15 protein-coding genes are annotated in these 18,254 nt (G+C 59.4%); 2 read left to right on the top strand and 13 right to left on the bottom strand.

Annotated features, from left to right (window positions below):
- Positions 1-133: 133 nt before the first annotated feature.
- Positions 134-916 (top strand): TIGR00266 family protein, encoded by a 783-nt coding sequence (locus E5J99_RS14185; protein WP_135498475.1) that lies wholly within the window; start codon positions 134-136, stop codon positions 914-916.
- A 25-nt stretch (positions 917-941) separates the two neighbouring features.
- On the opposite strand, the gene E5J99_RS14180 is transcribed toward E5J99_RS14185, so the two are convergent.
- The 4 genes from E5J99_RS14180 to E5J99_RS14165 form a co-directional block, all read right to left on the bottom strand.
- On the bottom strand, positions 942-1,211 hold the full coding sequence (locus tag E5J99_RS14180) for a hypothetical protein (RefSeq protein ID WP_135498474.1): 270 nt from the start codon (positions 1,209-1,211) through the stop codon (positions 942-944).
- Between the two features lie 232 nt (positions 1,212-1,443).
- Positions 1,444-2,961: a GH3 auxin-responsive promoter family protein gene (locus E5J99_RS14175; RefSeq protein ID WP_135498473.1), complete on the bottom strand. Its 1,518-nt coding sequence runs from the start codon at positions 2,959-2,961 to the stop codon at positions 1,444-1,446.
- A 110-nt stretch (positions 2,962-3,071) separates the two neighbouring features.
- Positions 3,072-3,803: an LPS export ABC transporter ATP-binding protein gene (gene lptB, locus E5J99_RS14170; protein ID WP_135498472.1), complete on the bottom strand. Its 732-nt coding sequence runs from the start codon at positions 3,801-3,803 to the stop codon at positions 3,072-3,074.
- A 94-nt stretch (positions 3,804-3,897) separates the two neighbouring features.
- On the bottom strand, positions 3,898-5,739 hold the full coding sequence (locus E5J99_RS14165; RefSeq protein ID WP_135498471.1) for a M61 family metallopeptidase: 1,842 nt from the start codon (positions 5,737-5,739) through the stop codon (positions 3,898-3,900).
- Positions 5,740-5,931: 192 nt separating this feature from the next.
- Here E5J99_RS14165 and E5J99_RS14160 point away from each other — a divergent pair, with 192 nt between their 5' ends.
- Positions 5,932-6,321, top strand: a complete 390-nt coding sequence (locus E5J99_RS14160; protein ID WP_135498470.1) for a DoxX family protein — start codon at positions 5,932-5,934, stop codon at positions 6,319-6,321.
- Between the two features lie 31 nt (positions 6,322-6,352).
- On the opposite strand, the gene recJ is transcribed toward E5J99_RS14160, so the two are convergent.
- From recJ to E5J99_RS14115, 9 genes are all read right to left on the bottom strand, one after another.
- Complete coding sequence (gene recJ, locus E5J99_RS14155; protein ID WP_210114451.1) at positions 6,353-8,077, bottom strand: single-stranded-DNA-specific exonuclease RecJ; 1,725 nt, start codon at positions 8,075-8,077, stop codon at positions 6,353-6,355.
- A gap of 297 nt (positions 8,078-8,374) precedes the next feature.
- Positions 8,375-10,210, bottom strand: coding sequence for a tetratricopeptide repeat protein (locus E5J99_RS14150; protein ID WP_245318987.1), 1,836 nt, complete (start codon positions 10,208-10,210; stop codon positions 8,375-8,377).
- A 220-nt stretch (positions 10,211-10,430) separates the two neighbouring features.
- Positions 10,431-12,554, bottom strand: coding sequence for a peptidylprolyl isomerase (locus tag E5J99_RS14145; RefSeq protein ID WP_135498469.1), 2,124 nt, complete (start codon positions 12,552-12,554; stop codon positions 10,431-10,433).
- A 164-nt stretch (positions 12,555-12,718) separates the two neighbouring features.
- Positions 12,719-12,997, bottom strand: coding sequence for a hypothetical protein (locus E5J99_RS14140; protein ID WP_135498468.1), 279 nt, complete (start codon positions 12,995-12,997; stop codon positions 12,719-12,721).
- Between the two features lie 9 nt (positions 12,998-13,006).
- Positions 13,007-13,570 carry an LPS export ABC transporter periplasmic protein LptC gene (gene lptC, locus E5J99_RS14135; RefSeq protein ID WP_135498467.1) on the bottom strand — a complete coding sequence of 188 codons (564 nt, stop codon included), beginning with the start codon at positions 13,568-13,570 and terminating at the stop codon, positions 13,007-13,009.
- Positions 13,571-13,583: 13 nt separating this feature from the next.
- The gene (locus E5J99_RS14130; protein ID WP_135498466.1) at positions 13,584-14,936 is read right to left on the bottom strand and encodes a hypothetical protein; all 1,353 of its coding nucleotides are present in this window, start codon (positions 14,934-14,936) and stop codon (positions 13,584-13,586) included.
- Complete coding sequence (locus tag E5J99_RS14125) at positions 14,923-15,666, bottom strand: type III pantothenate kinase (RefSeq protein WP_135498465.1); 744 nt, start codon at positions 15,664-15,666, stop codon at positions 14,923-14,925. The genes E5J99_RS14130 and E5J99_RS14125 overlap by 14 nt, the downstream gene beginning before the upstream one ends.
- 117 nt (positions 15,667-15,783) lie before the next feature.
- Positions 15,784-17,628, bottom strand: coding sequence for a pseudouridine synthase (locus E5J99_RS14120; protein WP_135498464.1), 1,845 nt, complete (start codon positions 17,626-17,628; stop codon positions 15,784-15,786).
- 168 nt (positions 17,629-17,796) lie between these two features.
- The gene (locus E5J99_RS14115) at positions 17,797-18,180 is read right to left on the bottom strand and encodes a TraR/DksA family transcriptional regulator (protein WP_135498463.1); all 384 of its coding nucleotides are present in this window, start codon (positions 18,178-18,180) and stop codon (positions 17,797-17,799) included.
- Positions 18,181-18,254: the final 74 nt, after the last annotated feature.

Below are 18,254 nucleotides of genomic sequence, written 5' to 3'. Positions count from 1 at the left end.
CGTACCAGCGCATCCTATTGCTAGTTGAGGCCATTCTTACCCGAGAATGGCTTCTTCATTTCCGGCAAATCCCCGTTGATTATTGCCAGTTTACTATACTTGGGTTCTTTTATTCTTCCTAACTTTTCTGCTTATGCTTTCCCACGACGTAGACTACCGCATTCTCGGCTCCGACATTCAGGTTCTGGAAGTGGAGCTGGACCCCAACGAAACCGTAATAGCCGAAGCTGGGGCCATGGTGTACATGGAAGAAGGCATAGCATTCGAGACGAAAATGGGCGACGGCTCGGAGCCCGACCAAGGTATTCTGGGCAAGCTGTTCTCGGCTGGCACCCGCCTGATGACGGGCGAGTCGTTGTTTATGACGCACTTCACACACCGGGGAACCACGGCCAAAAGCAAGGTAGCCTTCTCCGCGCCCTACCCCGGCACCATCATTCCTATCGACCTGGGCACAATGCCCAATGGCCTGATCGTGCAGAAAGACGGATTTTTGGCGGCGGCCCGGGGCACCAAGATTGGTATTCACTTCAACCAGAAGTTCGGTGCCGGCTTTTTTGGCGGCGAAGGATTCATCCTGGAGAAGCTTACGGGCGACGGCAAAGCCTTTATCCATGCCGGGGGCACCATTATCGAAAAGCAGCTCAACAATGAGTTATTACGCGTCGATACCGGCTGCGTGGTAGCGTTCGAGCCGAATATCAACTTTAGCATCGCGCGGGCCGGTGGCCTCAAATCGATGATTTTTGGCGGCGAAGGCCTCCTACTAGCCACCCTGCAGGGTACCGGCCGGGTATGGCTACAGTCGATGCCCGTGAAGAAGCTGATTCAGGCGCTGGCTCCTACTGGCGGCAATGCCTCCAAGGAAAGCGGCGGAGTGCTGGGCCGCTTGGTGGGCGGCGCATTAGACCAATAGGCCCGTTTTGGGCGAGCCAGTGCTGCTATTCCCGGTTCGCAGGCGAATCGGGAATAGCAGCACTGGCCGTTTGGGCCGTTTCGCTGCTCCCACCCTCGTTGGTTAGGGTGGCGGCTATGATGGCCAAGCTCACCAGCAACGCAACGATCAGCAGACTCAGCAGACCAGCCGTGGCTTTTGTACTTAGCGCAGAAGAATCGGACGAGCGGCTACGTTTCCGGCGGGAAACATACGGGCGGGAGGAAGAGGTTGGAATAGCGGGCACGGGTGTGGGCGTGAACGTTAACAATTCCACAATATAGAATTTAATGCGGTATTTCAGCGCCTATGGGCGAGCCAGCAATGACAAGAGGCAAACAACCTTGCAAACAGCCATAAACCTTGATTTACAAGCGAATAGCAGCTAATTCTACTACAAGCCGAGATTTACTCAATCTTCACTTTGCGGGTAATACTAAGCCACCTTATTTTTTATACGACTCCCATAAACTAGCACTATGCCGGGAGAATTGCGCCAACGCCACCTGCTACAGCTGACATAAAACTTCCTCGATAATGGCGCGGGAGTTACTCAGGCGTGGCACTTTGTGCTGGCCGCCCAGCTTACCTTTGCTGGCCAGCCACCGCGTGAAGACTCCCGTACTGGCAATGGTTAGTACCGGCGGGCTGAGGGCCAGGTCGCGGTGGCGCTTGGCAGCATAATCCGAGTTCAGCTCGCGCAGGGTTTGGTCGAGCGTGGCCGTAAAATGCGCCGGATTCGGTGGGCTCTCGTTGAATTCTATCAGCCATTGGTGGCCCCCACGCGAAGTATTGGCAGCATCGAAATAGATGGGGGCAGCGGTGTAGTCGCGCACGGTGGCCCCGGTGGCCCGGCAGGCGGCGGCTATGGCAGCATCGGCATTTTCGATGACCACTTCCTCGCCGAAAGCATTCAGAAAATGTTTGGTGCGGCCCGTAATCCTGAGGCGGTAGGGAGCCAGACAGGTGAAGCGCACGGTGTCGCCGATGGCGTAGCGCCACAGGCCGGCGTTGGTACTGAGCACCAGCGCGTAGGTGCAGCCCAGCTCCACTTGCTCCAGCGACAAGGCCTGCGGGTTTTCGCTTTCTACCTGCTCAAGGGGGATAAACTCGTAGTAAATACCGTGGTCGAGCAGCAGCAGCAAGTCTTCGGAGTCGCGCTGATCCTGGAGCGCTATGTAGCCTTCGGACGCGTTATAGATTTCCAGATAGCGCATCTGCTCGGCGGGGATAAGCTGCCGGAACAGCTCCCGGTAGGGACCGAAGGCCACGGCTCCGTGCAGAAACAAGCTCAGGTTGGGCCACACCTCCGTAATGTTGCCGGCCCCGGCCAGCTCCGTTACCCGGCGCAGCAGCACAATCATCCAGGTGGGTACGCCGGCCAGCACCGATACATTGATGCTGAGCACGTGGCGGGCAATGCGCTCTATTTTCTCTTCCCACTCGTCCAGCAGCGCCATTTCCAGCGGCGGCGTGCGCAGGTATTCGGCCCAGGAGGGCAGATTCTGCATGATGACGGCAGACACGTCGCCCACGCGGGACGCTTCCTCCGTCGGGCGGAATGGGTTGGGCGCATGCGTGCCACCCAATGACAAGGTTTTACCGGCCAGCACGCGTTTTTCCGGGTATAAGGACGTGGCCAAAGCCGTCATGTCGCGGCCGGCGCGGTAGTGGCATTCCCGCAACGATTCGCGGGTGACGGGAATGTACTTGCTACGGGCATTGGTCGTGCCGCTGGACTTGGCAAACCACTGTACTTGGCCGGGCCACAGCACGTCAGGCTCCCCCCGCAACACCCGCTCGATGGCCGGATACAGCTGCTCGTAGGTACTGACCGGCACCCGCCGGGCAAACTCGGTCCCACTGGGCGCATCGGCAAACCCGTAGCGCTGGCCCCATTCGGTAGCGCGGGCTTTGAGCAGCAGCGCCTGAAGCACCCGCGCCTGCACCTCATGCGGATTCTGGCGGAAATACTCGATGCTGGCCAACCGCCGCTGTACGGTCCACGTCAGAATAGAATCAATCATGCAGAATTCGGTGCCGGGTGATGACGAAGCTGGCGGGCAACTCCGCGGAGCCTATACGCAAGCCCACCTGCCAAGGCTGTGCAGCCGCTCCCAGGTAGGTGAGACGGAGGTTAAATCTTCCGCTTGTATTCGAAGTGTTTGCCCAGATACACGCGGCGCACGGTTTCGTCGGCGGCCAGCTCCTCGGCCGTACCAGCCTTCAGCAACTTGCCTTCGAACAGCAAGTACGCGCGGTCAACGATGCTCAGCGTCTCGTTCACATTGTGGTCGGTGATGAGAATGCCGATATTCTTGTGCTTGAGCTTGGCAACAATGCCCTGGATTTCTTCCACGGCAATGGGGTCGACGCCGGCAAAAGGCTCGTCCAGAAGCACGAATTTGGGGTCGACGGCCAGGGCGCGGGCTATTTCGGTGCGCCGCCGCTCGCCGCCGCTCAGCACCCGACCCAGGTTCTTGCGCACGTGCGTCAGGCTGAACTCGTTCAGCAGTTCCTCCACCTTATCGCGCTGGGCTTTTTTGGGCATGTTGGTCATCTCCAGCACGGCCAGAATATTCTCCTCCACCGACAGGTCGCGGAAGACGGAAGCTTCCTGGGCCAAATAGCCGACCCCCCGCCGGGCGCGCTGGTAGATGGGCAGCTTGGTAATCTCCTCATCATCCAGAAAAATCTTGCCGCTGTTGGGCTTCACCATACCCACCGTCATGTAGAAGCAGGTGGTTTTGCCAGCGCCGTTCGGCCCCAATAGCCCCACGATTTCGCCCTGCTCCACCGACAGCGACATGTCGTTGACAACGGTTCGGGATTTGTAGGTTTTGACTAAGTGTTCGGCGCGCAGAATCATTGGGGTAAAGGTAGGCGTTAGAAAGTAGAAGCCGGAGCGGCAAGGCTCGACGGCTGCCAAGCGCGCCACCACCGCTAGGTGCTGGCCGCTGTAGCTACCCCAACGGCGTCAGAACCTGGGCGCGCAGCCGCAACTGGGCCGGCGTGGGCGCGGGAGTTTCATCCAGCGCGTTTTTAATGTCCACTTCGAATTCGCGGGGGGCCGCCTGCCGTTCCTGGGGCGTTTTGGAAGCCGCCGACTGAAACCGGACGTTGACCACGTCGCTGCTGGTCGGCTCTACCAACGGGCGCAGCAGCTTCTCGGCGTTTTCCATTCCGACGGGCATTCCGTTTACGGCCAGTATTACGTCGCCTTCCTGCAGCCCAAAGGCGTTTTGGTCGGGCTTGGTGCTGGCCACCAGAAACTGCTTTTTATCGGTGTCGTAGCTGAAGCCCAATTGCCCGAAAGCCTTGACGGTAGCGTGGCTCGTGGCCCGGTAGCGCCACCCGATTTTGTCGAAGTAGTCGGCGTAGGGCAAGGGCTGGTTGCCGATGACGTACTGGTCGAAAAACTGTTGCAGGGCGGGGTTGGTCAGAGCTACTACTTCCGGAATCAGGGCGGCATCGTCGAAGGAGCGCGTGGGGCCGTAGGTAGTGCGCAGGGCCAGCAGCACGTCGCGCAGGGTTTGCCGGCCCTGGCTTAGCTCCTGAATGCGAATATCGAGCAGCAAGCCAATGAGCGCCCCTTTCTCATACACGTTGTCGTACATATCCTTGTAGGGCGCGACGAGAATGTTGCGGCTCATCTCGGTGAAGGAAACCGTGGGGTGCTTGGCCGCTTTGTCGATTTTTTCCTTCATTCGCTCCCGAAACTCGGTGGGCGTACTCAGGCCGCCGCGCACCTGCACCAGCTGGGCCAGGTATTCCGTCACGCCTTCGTAAAGCCACAGGTGCTGCGACATTTTCGGATTCCGGAAGTCGAACTCGCCGATTTCGCGGCTATGAATGTTAAGCGGCGCCAGCATATGCAGAAACTCGTGCGAAGCTACTTCCTGCACCATGCTGCGCAACCGGTCTTCGGAGGGCACCTCGGGTAGAAAATACAGGGAGGAGTAGGAATGCTCCATGGCCCCGTAGCCGCCGTTTTTGCTGGCCAGCGGCGACGAAAAGCTCGGGAAATACATCAGAAAATGGTAGGCCGGCACCGGCATTTGCCCGAAAAATTTCGTCAGGGCCCCGGCCATAGGCCGCATAATCTCGCGCACCTGCGTGGCCTTCACCGCCCCCGTCTCCGACACCACCGACACCGAAATGCGCGCCCCACCCGTGGCGAAGCTGGCCGTATCGGGCTTGCTGTACAGAATAGGGGCATCGGCCAGCTCCACGTAGCTGGCCGCCGTGAATACGTCCTGGGTGGGCGTGGCACGGCGCACCGGCAACGAGGTGGCCCCGTACAGTGCCGCCGGCTTGGCTACCGTCACCTGGTAAGGCTGCATTTTGTAGCCTTCGAGGTAGCCATAGAGGCCGTAGTGGTTCAGCACAAAGTTCTGGCCGGCTTCGAAGTTGGTGCCCCCCGGCTGGAAGATGAATCCGTCGTCCTGCTTGCTGTCCCAGGTGTCGTCCACGAGGTATTCGATGCGGGCCAGGCTCGGGGCTTTGTCGATTACAAACAGATTGGGCCCCTGCTGCTTCACCTTCAGCTTCTGGCCTTTGCGGTCCAGGGCCGTGAAGCCCTGGACGAAGCGGCCGTAGTCTTTTTTGGCATACGAGCCGGGCACCACGGAGGGCATCACGTAGGTCGCCTGGGCTTCCTTCACCGGGGGCGTCAACATAACGACCCGGACCTGGTCGTTGGTGGCATGCTCCAGGTCGAGGGAAATCTGGTAGCCCGCAGGCTGCTGGGCTACGGCCGGAGCCGCCGTAGCTAGCCCTAGAAGGGCAAGAACAAACAGTTTCATTCGGATAGAAACAAGATAGTTAAGCAGGGCTACAACGCCTGGCGAAGGTACCACAGTACGCGGGGGCAGCCAAAGTTGCCCCGTGAATACGTAAGTTGACGGCCTTTCGAGCCGGTGGTTTTCTGCTGCGCCCCGCCCAAGCCAGTGGCCGCACCGTACGCTGCCCTACCCTATCTGCTTCTACCGCTGCCAATGTCCCGCCTCAAAACCATCAGCCTCTACACACTAGCCGTTCTGTTCGTAGCGGCCGGAATCCTGCATTTTCTTCGCCCCGAGCCCTATCTGCGCCTCATGCCGCCCTACCTGCCGTGGCATCGGGCGCTTGTGTTTGCGAGTGGCGTCGCGGAGGTGGTCCTGGGGCTGCTGCTGCTGCCCCGGCGCACCCGGCGCTGGGCCGCCTGGGGTCTGATTGCACTGCTAGTGGCCGTATTTCCTGCTAATGTGTACATGGCCCAAACGGGTGGGGCCGGAATGGGCGTAGCGCCCTGGCTGGCGTGGGCCCGGCTGCCGCTGCAAGCCGTGCTCATCCTTTGGGTGTGGTGGCATACCAAGCCCGATGCACAGCCGAGGCAGAGAAATTGACCCTCACTTTCTCCGTTGACCGCAGGGCGCGCTACTCCGCCCAGCGGATATCCTTTACGCGCAGCTGCAGGGTCTTATGCCCCCGGTACTCGTTGATTTCCACCGTGTAGCACACATTGAACGGGTGCCCGTCGGTAATCCGCTCGTGATATTCGCCCAAGCCAAATCCGATGGCGTCCACGGTATGGTGACCATCCTGGGTTAGGGTAAGCTTCAGATGGGAATTGCCCACAATCCGAGCCGAATCCGGGGTGGCGTATACGCACTCCGACTCAAAAACAGGGTTGGAATTTCCGGGGCCGAAAGGCTCCATCTGATGCAGAAGCTTGTAGAAGCTATCCGTAATTTCGTCGAGCCGCAGAACGCCATCGATTTCGACGGGTGGAATCAACTGCTCCGGCAGAATGCGGCCGGCCACGACCTGCTCAAACCGCTCCCGGAACTTCGACACATTTTCGACGGGCAGCGTGAGGCCGGCCGCGTACATGTGGCCGCCATACTGGTCGAGCAAATCGGCACACTCGCTAATGGCCTGATGCACGTCGAACCCCACCACGGAACGCGCCGAGCCGGTGGCTTTGCCGTTGCTGTGAGTCAGAATGATGGTCGGGCGGTAATATTTGTCGAGGCAGCGCGAGGCCACGATGCCGATGACGCCCTTGTGCCAGTCTTCCTTGTAGAGCACCGTCGAGTGGGCATTGCGCAACGACAAGTCGTCTTCAATCATACTCAGCGCCTCTTTCGTGATGCTGGTGTCGAAGCCCCGACGCTCCATATTGGTTTTGTCGATTACGCCGGTTTTTTCCACGGCCTCTTCCTTGGTTTCGGCCAGCAGCATCGCCACCGAGCGCTTGGCGTCGCCCATGCGTCCGGCCGCGTTGATGCGCGGCGCGAATCCGAAGACCAGGCTGCTGATGGTCAGCTCACCATCACGCATGCCCGCCAGTTCGCGCAAGGCCTCGATGCCCGGCCGCTGCTCGCGCTGGCGGTCATTGAGCAAGCGTAGCCCGTGGTACGCCAGAATGCGGTTTTCCCCGCCAATGGGCACGATATCGGCCGCAATACTCACGGCCACTAAATCCAGTAGCTCGTGCAGCGGCGCTTCGTCGAGCCCCAAGTGCTGGCTCAGCGCCTGCATCAGCTTAAAGCCCACGCCACAGCCCGAAAGCTCCTTGAACGGATAGTCGCAGTCGGTGCGCTTGGGGTCCAGCACGGCCACGGCCTTAGGCAGCTCGGCGCCGGGCAAGTGGTGGTCGCAAATGATAAAATCGACGCCCCGCTCATTGGCGTAGTCAACCCGGTCAACGGCTTTTACGCCGCAGTCGAGGGCAATGATGAGGCTGAAATTCTGGGCCGCCGCGTAGTCGATGCCCATTTCCGAAATGCCGTAGCCTTCCTTGTAGCGGTCGGGAATGTAATAGTCGATTCGCTCGGGGCCAAACAGCGTCCGCAGGTACGAGTAGACGACCGCCACGGAAGTAGTGCCATCGACGTCGTAGTCGCCAAATACCAGCACTTTCTGGCCTTCGTGCAGGGCGTGCAGCAGGCGCTCCACCGCGCGGTCCATGTCGCGCATGCGGAGCGGGTCGGGCAGCTGGTCGAGGCGGGGCCGGAAATACTGGAAGGCGTCTTCGTAGGAGCATACCCCGCGCTGGCACAAGAGCGCGATGATGGTTTCATTTACGCGCAGGGCGGCGGCCAGGTGCCGGACCTGCGTGGGCTCAGGCGCAGGCTTGCGAATCCATCGTTTTTCCATAATCGGCAGCAGACCCTTGCGGGCGTTATCTTCAAAAGTAAGAAGAAAACCCCGTCCGCCCGATTGGTACCCGTCGCACCAGGTACGAATGCGTAGTTTTGCGCTCCGCCGACTGAATCCGTTCCTATGAAGAAGCTGCTCGCGTTTTACCAGAAATACAAACAATACATCCTCACCGACGGGCTGATGTACGTGGTATTTCTGCTGGCGCTGGCTATCATGTTTATCTTCTTTCGGTAGCCACCGGGCAGCGGCGCGGCTGCCGCGCGAAGTCTCACTCCGCGTTATACTTCCATCCTAGTTTACGGCGTCGCCGCGCAGCTTACGGAAGCGCTTGCGAGCCTCAGCCGTGTAGATGCTCCCCGGATACTTTACCAGCAGCTGGTTGTAGAGCAGCTTGGCCTTCTCCCGATCCTGCAGGTTTTCTTCCGCGATGCTGGCCGTCAGAAACAAGGCGTCGTCGCTGAGCACATCGTACTTGGGGTTAGCCGTAATCTTCTCCAGCGTAGCTAGAGCGGCGGGATAGTCGCCCATTCGGCGCTGGAGCTGAGCCTTTAGGTACCAGGCATCGTCGGTGAGCGCGTGGCCGGGGTACTTCTGCAACAGGTTGTCGAGGCCCCGTAGCGCCTCGGGCAGCTTGTTCTGGAACACGAGTAGCTCCACGCTCGAATAGTCGCGTAGCGCCACGCCAGCGGTATCCATAGCCGTGTTGTCGGTGATGAGCAGACTCAGCTGCATGGCATCGTTGGCAATTTCGCGGCTGGTGGCTTCCTTCAGAATGTCAAGGTGGCTTTTGGCCAGCTTAAAGTCGCCGGCGTAGTAGCTCAGGCGGGCATTGCGCAGCTTGGCTTCGTAGCCTACCGGCGAGTCTTTGTGGGTCTTTTCTACCTGCGAATACAGCAGCGTGGCTTCCCAGGGCTCACTGCGCAGCAGATAAATATCAGCCAGGTTAATCTTGGCCTCATCCACTACGTCGAGGCTGGCGCGCGGCATGTCGATAACCTCCTGCAGCATCGTCATGGCCTGGGCCTTCTCGTCGAGCTGGAAGGCGTGCAGAGCGGCCATGTTGCGCAGCACCGATGCCGTTTCGGGCGTCTTGCCCAGCTCGGTCAGCACCTGCTGATACTCACCGATAAGCCCCCGAATCTTGGCCGGATCGACGGGATACGTGGAACGCACCTGCTCCTCGCGGGCCTGCACCAGCCGCTGCCGGGCCAGCCTATAGTACATGCCGCCCCGGTATTCCCGAATCACGTAATCATAGCCACTTATCGCGCTTTCGTAGTCTTTGTTGCGCTGGGCAATGGCGGCTAGCTCCATCACGCGGCTGCCTTCGGTACGGCCGCGCCGGTCAAGGGCTTTGGCCTGCACCAGGGCCCCGGTGAAGTCGCGGCGCTGCATCTGCAGCCAGAGCAGCAACTCACTATACACGGCCCGCTCCGGGAATTTTTGCACGTTGGCAAACAGCACTTTCTCCAGCGCATCGAAGTCCTTGTCTTCCCGCAGGCTGTTCTGGAGCATGTTTCGCACAAACGGCAGCTGCTGCTCGTCGTCCTGCACCAAGCGTAGTGTCTCGGCCATCACCTTGTCGGTTTGGCCGGCCTGGGTATAGAGCTGAATGAGCTGCGGGGCAAACTCGGTTTCATTCTTGGCCAAAGTCCGGCCGCGCATGTAGGCTTTCTCAGCCCATTCGGGCAGGTCGCGGCGGGCAAACTCGGTAGCGACGGGCACTACCTGCGCAGCCGTGAGCTGCCCCACCACGCGCTCATACTGCTTGGCGGCGGCGGGTGGGTCGCCGGCGGCGGTGTAGAGGCTGCCCAGCGCCACGCCGTAGGACGTCTCCTCCGGGCGCTGGCGAATAGCCTTTTTTACCAGCTTCTCCGCGTCTTTGTAGCGCTTCAGGTTTTGTAGCACCGTCAGGTAATCGGGCAACACGTTGGGAGAAGCCTGCTCTTCGGTGCGCAGGCGACCGAAAAGAAAAGCGGCTTTCTCATTCTCGCCTTTCCGGGCATACTCCCGAGCCAGGGCTACTCCCCCTTCATCCTGCGCCCACCCCGGTACCATTCCCAAGCACAGGCACAGCCCCAGGGCCACACCATTTTTCACCAAGCGACGCACAGAAAAAAGACGCATAACGCAGAATCCAGTAGAGTACAACTGTAATGCAGTAAACCGGACCCGGCATACTTTCATTCCTTCGGCTCAGAAAACCAGCTGCACCTGTCGCCAGGTAGTTGAACCGCCTTACGGAGAGACAGACGCCAACCCGACGAAGCAGGATGGCTGTGGGGCCAAATAAAAAGGGCCGTATCCGAAGATACTGCCCTTTTCGTGCTCTTGGTCTTTTGGTGGCTTAAAAGAACTTCGTACGCTCGTCCTTGATTTTGGCGTTGTCCTTCACAGCTTCGTAGATAGCGCCATCGGCCCGGGCCGACCGTTGCGCCGTCAGCTGCTGACGAATGGCTTTCACGTCGGTCGGGATGGTGGGCTTTTCTACTTTCACGGGCTCCACAATCAGCACGCCCTGCTCACCCTGGAACGGGGCCGACTGCTGGCCAGCCTTCAGGCCAAATGTTTTGCCCACGGCCAGCGGCTCGCCGCCCAGGCCCTGTACTACGCCCGAACCCAGCACCACGTTATCGGCTGTTTTCACCTGGGCCGTAGCGCCAAAAGCGGCGGCAATTTGCTCCAGCGTGCCCTTCTTGCCTTCCAGCTTAGCCATGATCTGCTTGGCCTTTTCTTCGTTGCGAACGGCGGCCGTCAGCTCCGGCTTCAGGCTAGCCACGTCAGCGGTGCCTTTGGCACGCTCCCCGGTGAGAACAGCAATAACGTACTGGTCACCGATTTCATAGACTTCCGATACTTCACCGATTTCGGTCTTCTTTCCGCCCTGGCCTGCATACGCCCAGCGCACTACTTCCCGCGCGTTCTGCAGGTTGTTCACGGCACGGTCGCCACGGCCCAGGCCTTTGGCTTCCTGCTTCTGCAAGGTTTTGTCGGCGGCTACGGCAGCCCGGAACGAAGCCAGGTCAGTGGCTTTGCCCTTCAACTCCTGGGCCCGGGCATAAGCGCCTTCCCGCGTAGCATCCGAAGGCACGATGTTCTTCTGAACGGCGGCAATCTGATAGGTCTGGCTGGTTTTCGGAGCCGTTATTTTGATGATGTGGTAGCCAAACGAGGTTTCTACCGGATTGGGCAGCAAGCCAACGGTGGTAGCCCCGAATACGGCTTTCTCAAACTCGGGTACCATGCGGCCCTGCGTGAACCAGCCCAGGTCGCCGCCGGTGGCCGTCGTGCCATCGGTACCGAACTGACGAGCCATGGCAGCGAAGTCGGCACCGCCTTTGATTTTGGCTAAAATGTCTTTGGCTTTGGCCAGCGCTACGGCTTTGGCTTCGGGCGTAGCGCCTTCCGTTTTAATCAGAATGTGGCTGGCGCGAGCGGCTGACTGTGCCCCGGCCTTTTGGCCCGTCACCTTGAAAATGGAAGTCACGCCGTTTTCGGCGTAAGGGCCATATACCTGACCAACCTGCAGCGGCAGCTGCTGGCGCAGCTTCTCGGGCATATCGGCCGGCGTCACGTAGGCCGCACTGTAGGGCTGATCCGAGTTGAGCTTCACGAACAGCGAATCATTGGGAGCAGTACGAAACTGGGCGGCCAGCTCGTCTACCGACTTCTTGACGGCGCTGCTGTCATCTACCGAGGCCGTTACCGGAATGGTGACGTACTCGAGGCTGCGGCCATCTTCTACCTTATAGCGGCCTTTGTTTTTGTCCAGATACGCCTGCAATTGGGCATCCGTCACTTTGATGGCCGAATCCGAAATCGAGAAATACGGCACGAACAGGTAGCGCATGCTGGCGCGGCTGTTCTGGTTTTCGTTGTACTGCTTCACCTCCGCGCTGGTCACGTAGGTCGAAAGCTTAAGCAGGTTGTTGTACTTGTTGCCCATGCGCTCCGGCCCCAGGTTGGCTTCGAAGCTATACCAGGCATCCCGCGACTGAGGAGGAAGCTTATCGAGGTTTTTCAGGTATTCTACCACCTTGTTGCGGTCGAACTGGCCCGTTTGCTGGTCGGTGAAGGCCTGACGGATGCTAGGATGCACATTTTTGCCCTGCACCATGTCCGTCAGCTCGTCATCGGATACCGCGAGGCCCAGCTTTTCGAATTCCTTGCGGAAAGCAATGCGGTAGATGGTTTGATTCCAGGCCTGGTCGCGCAGATAGCCGAGTGCCTGCTCATCGGGCTGGCGGCCCTGCTGCGAAATATAATTTTGCTTGGCCTGCTCCAAGGCGGCCTGAAAGTCAGCGTAGTCTACTTGCTCACCGGCTATTTCGCCTACCGAATTCTCATTGCGGTTAAACAGACGGTTTTTACCGCCTATCAGGTCTCCCCCGACGATAAAGAGCAGCAAACCGATGGCAACGATGCCAACAGCCCAGCTCGATTTTTCTCGGATCGTGTTAATTAATGCCATTTACTTGAAAAAAAGCGCGGTAAGAAAAGTAGAAAGAGGCGCAAAATAACCAGAATCCACGGGACATTCAAAGCGAAGCTTCCCGGAAGCCGGGTTGACGAGCAGTAAGCTGATAGAAAGCCTGTTGCCGAACCGTCGTTTGCCTGGAAAGGGCGGTTCGGTTTTTAGCGCTTCCGCTTTCCGCCGGCCGATGGCTTCGGCTTCTTGCGCGCCGCCGGCTTAGCAGCCGGAATGCTACCAGCCGCCGGCTCCTCTGCGCGGCCCATATAGCGGTAGCCCATCGTGCAGGCAAACGAAATCATAAACAGCCAGTAGTTACGCTTCAGGCTTTCCATGGGCACTTGGGGATTGTTCTCCACCAGCGTCTGGTACACGCCAATAACAAAGGCGACGACAGCCAGCGAAAACAGAACAGTGCGCCACAAAGACCGGTCGATGCGCATAGGGAGCAGTTAGTTAGCCGGAGCCGGCTGGGTGAGGGTAAAAATACCGGTCGGCTTCAGAATACTGTAGCGCGAAAAATCCTGGGTGGCCGTGAGGCCGTTGCCGGTCAGCACTTCCGTCTGGGTCTGGACGCGCACGGGCATTGCCGGCTGGGTATAGATAATAGCCTTCACCCGGTCGTAGAACAGCTCCTCGGTGTTCATCGTTTGCTGCTTTACCTGGTTGGCCACGCGCACGTCGCCGCGCACTACATAAAGGTTTTTGGCCTTGTCGAACTTGGCATATTTGCCTTGCAGCGTGTTTATCACCGTCTGCCCGTCGGCGTCGTAGAAATTGACTTTGACGCCTTTGGGGTAAATCTGGTCGCCGGTTTCGAAGGTCTGCTCCACGGGAGCCGTCAGCCGAACCTGCAGCTTGGCCGAGTCGCTGAGCAGGGTCAGCACGTTAGTCGTTTCGGCGGCCGGTCCTTTGTAGATGATCTTCTTGGCGACTTCCACGTCCTTTTTCTGGCACCCGCTGGCAGTGGTCAGTACCACAGCCAGCAACCACCACCTCGCACGCGGACCCAACATGGCAAAACGATGCTTACTCAATCCGACGTTTGATAAACCAGCGGTTGTTGAGCGTCACGCCCAGCTGCATCCGGATGTAGTCTTCCTTCACGTTGCTGATTGTGCGCGACACGCCGTTTTCGACGAGCGTGCTGTTGTCCGTGTTGCCGCGCTGCCCATAGGTGAAGGCCAGGCTGACAATGGTAGCGTCGAGCGGCGTGGCCGAGGGCATCGGCAGGGCAAAGCCCCAGCTAACGGCCCGATCATACAGGACCTTGTTATCGGGCCGGTAGGGCAGCTGATTTACGCTCAGACCTGCCCGGTAGCTGATGCGCTTGAAGTAGTTGTCAACGGCTGTAGCATCGGGCGTAAACTCACCACCCACGCCCACGCGCACGGTGTTATCGAGGGCCGTGGCAGTAGCGGCATTGCGGAAGCTTCTGAAGTTCGACCACTGTTGCCGCGCTATATCCAGGCTCGCGCTCCAACTCTTGTTGTTGTCGAGGCTGAGCCCAACCTGGGTGAGGGCCGGCAGCGAGGAGGAGCCTTTTTCGTCTTCCGCCACTACAATCTCTTCCACGAGCAGCCCGGAGACATCCTCCCGGCGAAGTGTAGTGCGCCGCGTGCCGTTGAGTTTCGTCTGGAAGCTATAAACGCCCGCCAGATTGTAGTTCAGCTTTTCACTGACCTTGCCACGATAATGCAGCCCGCCCCGAAAAGCAAAATCTGAATAATGAACCTGGTCGGCAATAGCCGATTTGGTGATGTCCGCAGTGGACGTTGTGTTAGCCGGCACCACGGTGCTCCCAATCGACTCGTCTATCGTGCCGAAGATGTAGGAGGCCGTTACCCCCAGCGTCAGCCCTTTGCCCAGGCTGTAGGCCTGAGCCACGTAGGCTTCCGTGACTTCTCCTTCGCCCTTTTGCTGCTTAATTACCCGGGCGTTATTCGGGTCGCCGGGCACCATTTCAATGGTATTCGACTCGTAATCGACGGAGCTGAGTGGCTTAATGCCGGCGGCGGCAGCCCAGTTTTTGGAAATGGGGAAGCTCAACGCCAGATAGCCCAGCGTGGCGCTGCCCGTCTTATTAGACGACGTAGCGTTGCGCAGCGTTTTATACTGTCCATTAAAGCCCGCCTCGTAGGTTGTGCGGGAAGTATAATATAGCAGCGCCGGATTGATGTCGTTGACGTTGGTGCTGTTGGGAGCCGCCAAGCCGACGCCACCCATGCCCTGCTGCCGGACCCCACCCAGGTTGGGGGTGTAGTCGCCCAGCCCCAAGCGCGAATAGGGTGAGTTGCCCAGGCCTTGGCCTTTAGCGTGCGATGCGGCCATCAGGCCCAGTACTACCAGCCCTACGCAGCCAGCCGATTTAGTTTTCAACATTATGCACCAATATTCGGTGAAGTCCGATGAGCACAAGCTCCGGAATGACAAAGATACGGCCTTTCAGCCGTGGTTGAAAAAAGCCGGCGTCGCCCCCGGCCAATACGATCTGCAGATCTTGCTTTTGAGCCCGGTAGGCTTCAATTATTCCGTTCACCTCGGCCACGGCCCCATTTAGCACGCCACTACGAATAGCGGCCTGCGTATCGTCGCCGGTTAAGGGCACTGGCGCAGCGGTTTCGGCGGGCATCGCTACCAACGGCAAACGGCCGGTAAACGTGTGCAAGGCCTCAAAACGCATCCGCAGGCCCGGCGCAATACTCCCGCCCCTGAACGTACGCCCCTGCTCTACCCAGTCGCACTTAATGGCGGTGCCCGCGTCAATGATAAGCGTATCGTGACCGGGCCAGAACCAGGCCGCCCCCACGGCGGCGGCCAGCCGGTCGGCCCCGAGCGTGTGCGGCGTAGCATACGCATTTTCAATAGGCAGCTTGGTAGTCGCCGGCTGAAACGCCAACACCCGTCCACTCACCTGGCTTTGCCACTGCGCCACCACTGCCGTTGTATCCTCCGCGACGGAGCTTACGATGACATGGGCGGGCTGGAGCTTCTCCAGTAGCTCAGGCACAGCAGCCACCGAGTCGACCACAGCCGTTTCAAAGAGCAGGTCGCCTTCGAAGCAGCCATATTTCACGGCGGTGTTACCAATGTCGAGGGCCAGCGTCCGCATGGAGTGGGTCAGGAGAGTTCTGCGTGCTTGGGCCAGCAGGCTTTCACTGCCACTGGTAGCGGCACGAAGCCAAACAGGCTGGCTGTATGAGTCAACAGCCAGCCCGTAGGTTGCTTCTTAAAGGAAATACTTCAGGCGAATTACTTCCTTTTCGCTCAGGAAGCGCCATTTGCCGCGGGGCAGGTCTTTTTTGGTGAGCCCCGCGTACTGTACCCGGTCCAGCGTCACAACCTCATAGCCCAGATGCTCGAAGATGCGCCGCACGATGCGGTTGCGCCCCAAGTGCAGCTCGATTCCTACGAAGTGGGCATTACCGGCTACTACGGCCACGTCGTCCACATCTGCTTTGCCATCTTCCAGCTCTACGCCTTCGGCAATCTGCCGAAGGTGCTCTTCCGTCAGCGGCTGGCTCAGCTCGACTTGGTAGATTTTCTTGTTTTTATGCGAAGGGTGCGACAGTTTCTGGGCTACTTCTCCATCGTTGGTAAAGAGCAGCAGGCCCGTGGTGTTGCGGTCGAGGCGGCCCACCGGAAAAATCCGCTCTTTCGACGCGGTAGCCACCAGCTCCATCACCGTCCGGCGGCCTTCGGGGTCATCTGTCGTCGTCAGGAAGTCTTTGGGCTTGTTGAGCAGCACGTACACATGCTTCTCCCGCTTCAAGTTGGTCTTGCCGTATTGCACGGTATCGGTGGGCTGCACCTGGTAGCCCATTTCGGTTACTACCTGGCCATTCACCTTTATTTCACCGGCGGCAATCAGCGAGTCGGCTTCCCGACGTGAGCAAATACCCGCGTTGGCAATGTAGCGGTTCAGACGCGTGGTATCGGCGCTAGCCTCTTCCTCAACGCGCCGCCGCTTGTTGCCCCGGTTTTTGTCTTCTTCGTAATGCCGCAGGCTGTTGTAGTCGGGCGCTTCACCTGCTATTTCTCCCCGCTTCGGCTTATCGGCCCGGTTGGAGGGAGCTGGCTTCTCCGAACGCTCGCCGTAGGGCCGCGCCTCACGCTTATCGCCGTAGGGTTTGTCGCCAAAAGCGCCGCGTGGCTTGTCGTCCTTCCGGAAAGCGCCTTTGTCACCGTAAGGCTTATTCGCAAAATTAGGTCGTTCCCCAAAGCTGCGGTTACCAGCGCTGCTTTCGCGGCGGTCTGGAGTTCCACGGCGCTCAGGGCGGTCAACGCCACTGTCGCGGCGGTCCGGCGCACTGCGGCGCTCATCCCGGTCGCGCGAGAAGCCCGTGTCCCGACGCTCCGGCGTAGGCTCTTCACGATTGAAGCCTTCGGGCACCGACCGGAAATCGAAGGGACGCGCCGGACGAACAGCCCGGTTTGGTCCCGTATCAGCATCGCGCTCTTCCGGCTGGAAAGCTACCGGTGGCACTGGCACAATGGGTTTCGGCTGCTCAAACGGGCTGACCTTATTAAACTTTCGGTTCCGCTCGCCCGAACCGCCGCGCGGTACGGCGGGCTTGCCTTCCTGCCGGTACGGCTGGCCAGGCCAGTTGGCTTTGGGTTCGTACGGACGGGCGGGGCGCTCGTCGCGCCGCTCCTCGTTGCGGTCGTCGTACCGGCGAGGGGCGTTGCGGTCATTGTCCCGACCAAAGGAGCGGCGGTCGTCGCCACCCTCGCGGCGTGGCCCACCAAAACCGCCCCGATTGCCGGAAGCCTCGCCCCGGCCAAAGCTGCCGGGAGCACCACCAAACTTCTTAGGGCCGCCTTCGCTGCCGCCAAAGCGCTTGTTGCCACCGAAACCGGAGCCAGGACGGCTCGTGGAACGGTCGGCGGAGGGACGGGAGGAGGAGTCGCGGCCGCCAGCGTCGTTGCCGGAGCGGCTGCCACTACCGTAGCCGCCTTCGCCGGGGCGGGCCGAGAACTTGCGCGGACCACCGCTGTTGCCAAAATTACCGGTTGGCCGGTCGCCGGGGCGGCCGCGCCGGGCGGAACTGTCTTCGTTGTGTTTCTTGCCCATGGTTGCAAGGTATAAGTGCCGTATCGCTACGGTACGAAATGAAAATAAAATCGGAGGAAAAATCAGTGAGCTAACGAAGTAGCCCGGAAAACAGTGCCCGGACCAGCGGCGCGGCCCGTGAAGGTCGCCTGCCGAAAGTCCGGGCAAGGATGTAGATACGGAACGGGGTTAGTCGCGCCGGGCCATTTTGGCCTCAATAGAATGTTGCGTATGCGGCACAGCTCGCAGCCGCTCCTTCGGAATCAGCTTGCCCGTGCCGATGCACACACCATAGGTTCCGGTTTTGATGCGGACCAAGGCGTTTTCGAGCTGCTGAATGAACTTCATCTGCCGGGAGGCTAGCTGGTTCATGCTTTCCTTTTCAGCGGTGTCAGCCCCATCTTCCAGCACTTTGGCGGAGGAAGCGGTGTTGTCGGTACCCGAATCGTTGCGTCGACTCAAGGTTTCTTTGATGAATGCTACTTCCTTGCGGGCGGCATTGAGTTTGTCCTGGATGATCTCCGCAAACTCAGCCAGTTCTTCCCTGGAATAGCGTAGGTTTTCTTCACTCATGGGGTTTCAGGGAGAGGTTAATAAATTGATTATTAAGTTCTTACCAAGCAAGGTCTTAGCAAAATCCCGGCATA

This window comes from Hymenobacter elongatus (assembly GCF_004745955.1).
In the GTDB taxonomy this organism is placed as follows: domain Bacteria; phylum Bacteroidota; class Bacteroidia; order Cytophagales; family Hymenobacteraceae; genus Hymenobacter; species Hymenobacter elongatus.
The sequence above is the reverse complement of the archived record's forward strand: the minus strand, read 5'-3'. Positions and strand labels throughout refer to the sequence as shown.